The following is a 3,811-nucleotide window of genomic DNA, read 5'->3' as shown; positions in this document are numbered from 1 at the left end:
GGTTCGTCACCGGCGACCAGGGGATGGGCCACGTCGTCCTGCCCGTGACCGACGACGTCGAGGCGCTGCGCTTCTACCGCGACACCCTCGGCTTCCGGCTCCGTGACTCGATGTCGATGCCGGGCGAGTTCGTCGGCAAGGAGCCGGGCAGCAAGGTCTGGCTGCGGTTCCTGGGGGTCAACCCCCGACACCACTCGCTGGCGTTCCTGCCGATGCCGAACCCGTCGAAGTGCGTCCACATCATGCTCGAGGTGGACACGCTCGACCACGTGGGCCGCGCGCTGGAGCGGGTGCGCCGGCACAAGGTCCCGCTGTCGGCGACGCTGGGCCGGCACATGAACGACGAGATGATCTCGTTCTACGTGCGCTCACCCGGCGGCTTCGACGTCGAGCTCGGCACCGACGGGCTCACCGTGGACGACTCGAGGTGGGTGGCCCGCGAGTCGACGGCGGTCTCGTACTGGGGTCACGACTTCGGCGCCGGTCGCCAGTAACTACCGTGGACACGTGAGCCAGGTTCCCGAAGGGATGCGCGACGACGCACGGGAGACCTGGCCGAGCCACGACCTCATCGAGTCCTGGCTGGGCGACTCGATGTACGACTTCCAGTTCCGCCCGGGCGAGGACACCTTCGTCGACGCCGACGACCCGGAGGCGATCGCCGCCGCCCGCCGGTTCCGCGACGTGCTCGGCCGGTTCGCCTCCGGCGTCACCGTGGTCACCGCGATCAGTGGCGGTGCCCCGGTCGGCCTGACCTGCCAGTCCTTCTCCTCGGTCTCGCTGAACCCTCCGCTGGTGCTGTTCATCCCGGCCAAGACCTCAAGGGCCTGGCCGTCCATCCAGCGCTCGGGCAAGTTCTGCGTCAACCTCCTCGCCGCCGACCAGGCCGAGCTCTCCAACCAGATGGCCAGCCGTGGCCACGACAAGTTCTCCGGGGTGCCGTGGGCGCCGGCCCCGGTCACCGGGTCGCCGATGATCGAGGGCACCCTCGGCTACGTCGACTGCCAGATCCACAACGTCCACGAGGCCGGAGACCACTACGTCGTCATCGGCCGGGTCCTCGACCTGGGCGCGCACGACGCCGGGGAGCCGCTGCTCTTCTTCGAGGGGAAGTACACCTCCACCCAGACGTAAGGTCTCGAAGATGGCCACCCATCCCCTCTGGCGTCCCTACGAGCTCGTCGACATAGAGGAGCTCGCCCGGGTCCGGCTCGCCGGGCCGGGCCGGCCCGTCGAGGTGGTGCCGTACGACGGGCGCTGGCCCTCGGAGTTCGCTCTACTGTCGAGCATCGTCCGAGGTGCGCTCGGTGACCGGGTCGTGCAGCTGGAGCACGTCGGCTCCACCGCGGTGCCGGGCCTGGCCGCCAAGCCGGTGATCGACGCCGACCTGACCGTGGCCGACAGCGGCGACGAGGCGGCGTACGTCCCGGAGCTCGAGGCCGCCGGCTTCGTGCTGCGGGTCCGCGAGCCCGAGTGGGAGGAGCACCGGGTGCTCGCGATCGAGGAGCCGAAGACCAACCTGCACGTCTGGTCGCCGGGCAGCGTCGAGGCGAGCCGGCACGCCGCCTTCCGCGACTGGCTCCGCTCCCACCCCGACGACCGGGACGCCTACGGTGCGCTCAAGGCCGAGCTGGCGGCGGCCGGGTTCGCCGACGTCATGGACTACAACAACCACAAGGCCGCGCTGGTCTACGACATCTACGAGAAGGTGTTCGCCGCGGACCCGGCGTACGAGCACGACCCCCAGCCGCGGCCGGACGAGCCGGCGGCGGGACTCTAGGGCTCCAGACAGGCCGGGATCGAGTCCGACGGGCCGTTCGGCGTCTCGGTGCGCCCGTGGCTGTCGTAGACCTTGACCCACTTGACCGTCGGGAACTGCTTCAGGCTCGGCACGATCTCGCTGGCCACGGTGGTCGTCGAGCCTCCGCTCCGGCAGCCGCCGGTGAGCCGGACCCGCGCGATGCCGTCGGTGATGCTCAGGCGAGTGAAGCCGGTGGCGCGCGAGCGCACGAGGCGGAACCCGTTCGCCTTCTCCGCGGGCGTCGGCCCGGCGAAGAGCGAGTGCAGCACCGCGGTGGCCGGCCCCGAGGTGGGCACCCGCCGCGTCACCGAGGCGAGGTTCGCGTTGCTGTCGACGAAGAAGACCTTCTCGAGGGTCGTCGGGAAGGCCGCACCGACCTCGACGACGACGCGGTGCGCCTGGACGCTCACGTGGAACGACGTCTGCTTCTGGACTCCGATCCCGTAGAGGACCGAGCCCTCGAAGTCACCCGCGGCGACCGCGGTGATGACGTTCGGCAGAGCGAACCCCGTGCGGCCGGCGACCGTCGATCCGTTCGCGTCGTGGGCGACGGCCCCATTCATGGAGATGACCAGGATCTTCGTCCCGGCGACGCGGACGGGGAGGCCGGACCCGTCATGGGCGAGGGTGTCTCGCCACTCCTTGAAGACGGTGGTCGGTACGCCGCCGGTGAAGCGGAACACCACCCGGTCGACGTTCCCGACGTGCCGAGCCTTCACCGAGGTGAGCACCGGGAGTCCGGCCCGGTCCACGACCTCCGTCGTGGCAGTCGCGGGTCGGACGGGCGCCGGCCCGAGCAGGCAGATCGCGAGGAGGGGCAGGGCGGCGCGCGGCCAGCGGAGAGCGGTCACGATCCTTCGACGCTTCACGGGGCGTCCACGTTGACAGTCGGGATCCCGCCGCCAGCCCGGGCGATGATCGCGACCGATGGCTCGTCGGTGGGGTTCGACTCGCGGTGGACGGTGAACGCCGGCACGTGGATGAAGTCACCGGCGTGTGCGTCGAGGTGGCCGTCGAACCCCTCGAACTCCAGCCGAAGGACCCCCCGGACGACGTACAGGCTGGTCTCGTTCCGGTCGTGGTGGTGCCAGCCGCTGACCGCGCCGGGCTGGGTGGTGACCCGCCCCGACCACAGGATCGGGAGCTCGAAGGCTCGCTCGCGGAACATCCCCGGCGTGGGGTCGGCGGCCTCGAGCTCGTCGAAGCGGAACACCCGGACCGGGACGGGATGGCTCACGAGATCAGGATCGCAGATCCTCGGGGGCGACCTGCGGGTCACCAGCGAGCGGTGCCGGGTACCCGCTCGCAGCGCTGGCCGGCCTCTGCTCCACCTGAATGCCCGTCAGCCGGGGTCGGCAGCCGGGACACCCAACGTCCTGGTCAGTCCGTGGCGTAGGCCAGCCAGGTGATGAACATGAACAGGCCGATGATCGCCGCGTCGGCCACTATCGCGCCCAGGAGCGCCGTGAACACGGCTCCCCGGTCGTCGTAGCTCGGTTCGGGCTCCTTGTCGTACTCCGGCATCTGGCCAACCACAGCGTCCCTCCCTTTCGGCGGGCGAGGCTCCGCCACCTCCTTCGTACTCCCAGTCAGAGGAAGCTGCCACCCCCAAGTGGACCGCCGAGAAGGTCTGCGATCAGCGAGTCGCTCAGGCCCAACGCTCGCCCCAACCACTCGGCATCACCAGGAAGCAGGCCCTGGTCGCCCCACAGGGGTCCGGCGCCCTCATCCCACATGATCCAAAGCCGGGTGCCCTCGACCGTGAAGTCCTCTGCTTCCGTGGTGTCATCGACCACGTCGCCGGACCGGTAGGCAGCCCAGTGAAGACCGTGTGGGTCGCCGAGGTACGGCGGAGGTAGGTCGTCCGCACTGCGCTCCATGGCCGCCATTCCAGCAGAGCGGGGAACAATCGGCGCCCGATCATCGGCTGCCATGACAGGGCGTGGTTGTGCACAGGGTCGTTGGTGACCGGGACCCGACATCTACCCCGGCATCCGCATCGAGCTCACC

General features: G+C 70.1%; 6 protein-coding genes. 3 read left to right on the top strand and 3 right to left on the bottom strand.

The window, feature by feature from the left end; all coding sequences use genetic code 11:
- The 3 genes from VFV89_RS12410 to VFV89_RS12400 form a co-directional block, all read left to right on the top strand.
- Positions 1 to 494, top strand: a 494-nt coding sequence (locus VFV89_RS12410) for a VOC family protein (protein ID WP_329706255.1), incomplete at its 5' end; no start/stop codon positions are given.
- A 13-nt stretch (positions 495 to 507) separates the two neighbouring features.
- Positions 508 to 1,134, top strand: a complete 627-nt coding sequence (locus VFV89_RS12405) for a flavin reductase family protein (protein WP_329706254.1) — start codon at positions 508 to 510, stop codon at positions 1,132 to 1,134.
- A 10-nt stretch (positions 1,135 to 1,144) separates the two neighbouring features.
- Entirely contained in the window at positions 1,145 to 1,780 is a 636-nt protein-coding gene (locus tag VFV89_RS12400) for a GrpB family protein (protein ID WP_329706253.1), read from the top strand.
- Here the strand turns inward: VFV89_RS12400 and VFV89_RS12395 are convergent.
- The 3 genes from VFV89_RS12395 to VFV89_RS12385 all read right to left on the bottom strand — a co-directional run bounded on the left by VFV89_RS12395 (position 1,777) and on the right by VFV89_RS12385 (position 3,325).
- Positions 1,777 to 2,652 (bottom strand): AMIN-like domain-containing (lipo)protein, encoded by an 876-nt coding sequence (locus tag VFV89_RS12395; RefSeq protein ID WP_329706252.1) that lies wholly within the window; start codon positions 2,650 to 2,652, stop codon positions 1,777 to 1,779. The two genes, VFV89_RS12400 and VFV89_RS12395, sit on opposite strands and share 4 nt — an antisense overlap.
- A 14-nt stretch (positions 2,653 to 2,666) precedes the next feature.
- Entirely contained in the window at positions 2,667 to 3,038 is a 372-nt protein-coding gene (locus tag VFV89_RS12390; RefSeq protein WP_329706251.1) for a cupin domain-containing protein, read from the bottom strand.
- A gap of 143 nt (positions 3,039 to 3,181) precedes the next feature.
- Positions 3,182 to 3,325 carry a hypothetical protein gene (locus VFV89_RS12385; RefSeq protein WP_329706250.1) on the bottom strand — a complete coding sequence of 48 codons (144 nt, stop codon included), beginning with the start codon at positions 3,323 to 3,325 and terminating at the stop codon, positions 3,182 to 3,184.
- Positions 3,326 to 3,811 lie beyond the last annotated feature (486 nt).

This window comes from Nocardioides sp. (genome assembly GCF_036274455.1).
Lineage (GTDB): Bacteria > Actinomycetota > Actinomycetes > Propionibacteriales > Nocardioidaceae > Nocardioides.
Note: the sequence above shows the minus strand (reverse complement) of the source record. Positions and strands in the feature narration are given on the sequence as shown.

Coding starts and splice junctions, on each gene's coding strand:
- VFV89_RS12400 (WP_329706253.1), top strand. CDS start 1,145: ATGGCCACCCATCCCCTCTGGCGTCCCTACGAGCTCGTCGACATAGAG.
- VFV89_RS12385 (WP_329706250.1), bottom strand. CDS start 3,325: ATGCCGGAGTACGACAAGGAGCCCGAACCGAGCTACGACGACCGGGGA.